Raw genomic sequence first — 3106 nt, 5'->3', positions numbered from 1 at the left:
GCCGGCCGCGCCGGCCGCGGCATCGGGCACCGCGCCCGTCGCCACACCCGTCGCCACACCCGCCGCCGTGCCCGTCGCCGGGCGGGTGGGAGGAGGCCCGGCCTGGACGGACGACGGCGCGCAGGCCACCTCCGTCAACGCCTCCACCGGGCTGGCCGCCACCGCGACCTTCGCTCCCCGGGCCATCCCGTTGAGCCGCACCCGGAACTTCTGCACGTCACCGGTCCTGACCCACTTGCCGACACCTTCGGCGATGTCGGCGCCGTTCACGCGCTCGAGCACCAGCGACACCCCGGTCGCTGCCACCGGCACGGACGGTACCGCCGCCAGGATCAGCGCTCCGGTGACGATCCAGCCACGCCGCATCGCTCCCCATCTCCCCCACCGCGAGCCCTCACCGCGAGCCCCCGCCGCGACAAATCACTCCTAGTAGTCATTGTGTCACAGAGAGGTAGCAGCTAATCCCCCGCATCCTGCTCCAGCGGGTAATCCCGCCGGTGGACCGGGGGTGGATCGGAGTGGATCGGCGGCTCGATCCTGCGGTATCCGGCGTCCTAGTCCGGCGGGAGCAAGCCCTCCACGGTTTTCATGACCGGCAGGTCGGCCCCGAGCCACTCGACGTCGTAGTACTCGCCAGGCCCCAGCCACCGCACCGCCAGGTGCTCCCTGGCCTGCGGCGTGCCGGAGACGAGGGTGCAGAGCCAGACGCGCATGACGTAGCCCGCCGACAGCGGCCAGTCGTCACCGACCCGCGCCCCGACGGCGATCTCGACGCCCAGCTCCTCACGGCACTCCCGGACGAGCGCCGCCGTCTCGTCCTCCCCCGGCTCCACCTTGCCGCCGGGGAACTCCCAGCCGCCCGCCAGCGCGGGGGGCTCGGCCCGCTGGGCGGCCAGCACCCGGCCGCCCGGGGCGACGATCACCGCGGCCACCACCACGACCTCGTTCATGCGGCGGACGTCCTCATAGCGTTCATAGGGAAGGATTCTGCAGCTTCTTGAGCTGTTCGAGCACGTCGGGGTTCTGCAGGGGACGGGTGAAGCCCACCTGGTTGTCGCGCGCCTGGTAGCTGGTGACCTTGATGGGACCGCACAACCGGCACCGGGCCTCCAGCATCTTGCCCTTCGACACGACGAGTCCCACGTGGCCGGGGTTGTTGGCGGAGGTGCCCGGACCGGCGTTGAAGAACACCAGGTCCCCCGGCTGCTCCTGCCCCGCTAACACCTTGACCCCGAACGGCCACTGCTGGAACGTCGTACGCGGGATCGACAGCCCCGCCGCCTGGTAGGCCGCGTAGATGACCCCCGAGCAGTCGAACGAGTCGGGCCCCGTCCCGCCCCACACGTACGGCTTGCCGCGCTGCGCCAGCGCGTACTGCAGGATCTTGGCCACGAGGTCGTTCGGCGCGGCCTCGACCAGCGGCTCGTCGCAGTCCTCCGACGCCTGCGGGGGCACCTTGACCTCGCCGGACTTGGCGTACTTCCTGGCGATCTCCTCGACCTGGTCGACGTACCACCAGGCCCGGTTGTAGACGAACAGGGCCTGCCGGACGTTCTCGGGGGCGCCGTTGCGCTTGAGCATCCTGGCCGCGCCCAGGATGGCGTCCGCCGGGTTGTAGACGTCGCCCACGCCGTCGCCGTCGCCGTCGGAGGCGTACCCGTTGAACTTGGACGGCACCGGGATCCTGGCCTTGCCGCCCCACGTCGAGATCAGGAACTGCATCGGCCCGGCCGCGCCCGCGTAGTTGGTGCCGCTCTTGACGCCGGGCAGGTCGGAACGGCCGTGGTTGGTCTCACGCTTGCCCACCGCCGCCAGGATGTTCCACTGGACGCCGATCTTCTTGCCGTGCTCCTTGTACAGCTCCAGGTATTCGGCGGGGATGTCGGACGTGCCCGAGTCGGAGACCTCCTCCACCTGCACCGAGTCGTCGCAGTCGACGGTGGTGCCGTTGCTCAGGAACGACGGCATCGACATCAGCAGCAGCGGCGAGACGATGACGGCGACCAGGATCAACATCCCGGCGAGGCCGATCAGCAGGGCAATACGTGCTCGTGGGAGTTTCACTGAGGAGGGTCTCCCTCCTGGCCCTCGGTGGACGGCCTGATGTCGAAGATTCGCCAGTCGGTTCCCAACTCGCTCACCGTCACGGCGTACTCCTCGGTGGCCTGCTTGTTGCCGCTGACGGCGGTGATCTGTCTGATGCCCGTGACGACGAAGACGATGGAGGTCTTCTCGACCTGCCTGATCTCCTTCAGGTGGGCCGTGGCCGTGGAGACGAGTCGGTCGTTGCGGTTCTGCTCGATGGTGCCCGCCGAGGTCATCGTCCTGGCCAGCGTGTTGCCGAGTTCGGGGGTGGTGTACGCCTTCAGCCGCTGGGCGTAGGCGGCCGGGTCCTCGTCGTGGCGGAAGGTGCCGTACTCGGCGGTGAACCGCTCGGCCAGGTCCGCCGCCGCGGCGAGCTGCTCCTTCTTCATCGGCAGGTACGAGTAGACGTCGAACGGCTCGGCGCTCGCGGTCGCCAGCGGCGTGCTCGACACCACGGCCGGACCGGTGGCGACCACCTGTTGCGGCTCGGCCGCGTCTTCGTCGGGCGAGTCCGGCCACATCGTCAGATAGATGCCGACCGCTGCGATGACCACGACGATGGCGGCGAAGGCCACCCCTCGCCTGTCACCTGGCTGCGCCATGTCTCAGTCCTTGTCGGAGTTGTTCGGCTTGAGCCAGAAGGGCACCGAGGGGTTGTCACCCCCGGAGCCGCCGCCGTTGCCGCTGCTGCGCAGCCAGAGCGGGGGCGCCTCTGATGAGCGGGAGGACGGCTCGTCGGAGCCGAAGATCCGAGGGCCGGACGAGGTGCCGCCGCCCGACCTGGGGCCGCCGCCCGAGCCGGAGGACCCGCCGAACAGCCCGCCGCCGCCGCCCGACCGCGAACCGCCCCCTGACCGGGACCCGCCGCCGGACCCGCCACCGGAACCACCGCCGGAACCACCGCCGGAACCACCCCTCGATCCACCGAACAGCCCGCCCGAGCCGCGCGAACCGCCGCCGCCCGACCGTGATCCGCCGCCGAAGCGCGACCCGCCGCCGGAGCCGCCGGAGCCGCCGGAGC

The 3106-nt window shown here is 70.8% G+C and carries 4 protein-coding genes and 1 pseudogene; all 5 read right to left on the bottom strand.

Annotated features, from left to right (window positions below; genetic code table 11):
• A partial coding sequence (locus ABD844_RS43845) for a hypothetical protein (protein WP_344892715.1) occupies nucleotides 1-366 on the bottom strand: 366 nt, incomplete at its 3' end.
• A gap of 188 nt (nucleotides 367-554) precedes the next feature.
• Nucleotides 555-950: a (deoxy)nucleoside triphosphate pyrophosphohydrolase gene (locus ABD844_RS43840; RefSeq protein ID WP_344892712.1), complete on the bottom strand. Its 396-nt coding sequence runs from the start codon at nucleotides 948-950 to the stop codon at nucleotides 555-557.
• A 22-nt stretch (nucleotides 951-972) separates the two neighbouring features.
• Entirely contained in the window at nucleotides 973-2064 is a 1092-nt protein-coding gene (locus ABD844_RS43835; protein ID WP_344892709.1) for a C40 family peptidase, read from the bottom strand.
• Entirely contained in the window at nucleotides 2061-2687 is a 627-nt protein-coding gene (locus ABD844_RS43830) for a hypothetical protein (protein WP_344892706.1), read from the bottom strand. Before ABD844_RS43830 ends, ABD844_RS43835 begins: the two co-directional genes overlap by 4 nt.
• Nucleotides 2688-2690: 3 nt before the next feature.
• A pseudogene (locus ABD844_RS43825) lies at nucleotides 2691-3106 on the bottom strand (type IV secretion system protein); the annotation flags it as partial.

It is taken from the genome of Nonomuraea antimicrobica, assembly GCF_039536965.1.
GTDB classification, from domain to species: Bacteria; Actinomycetota; Actinomycetes; order Streptosporangiales; family Streptosporangiaceae; genus Nonomuraea; species Nonomuraea antimicrobica.
Note: the sequence above shows the minus strand (reverse complement) of the source record. Positions and strands in the feature narration are given on the sequence as shown.

What these genes read in the sequence shown, in the direction of transcription:
- ABD844_RS43840 (WP_344892712.1), bottom strand. Translation starts at nt 950, where the DNA reads ATGAACGAGGTCGTGGTGGTGGCCGCGGTGATCGTCGCCCCGGGCGGC.
- ABD844_RS43830 (WP_344892706.1), bottom strand. Translation starts at nt 2,687, where the DNA reads ATGGCGCAGCCAGGTGACAGGCGAGGGGTGGCCTTCGCCGCCATCGTC.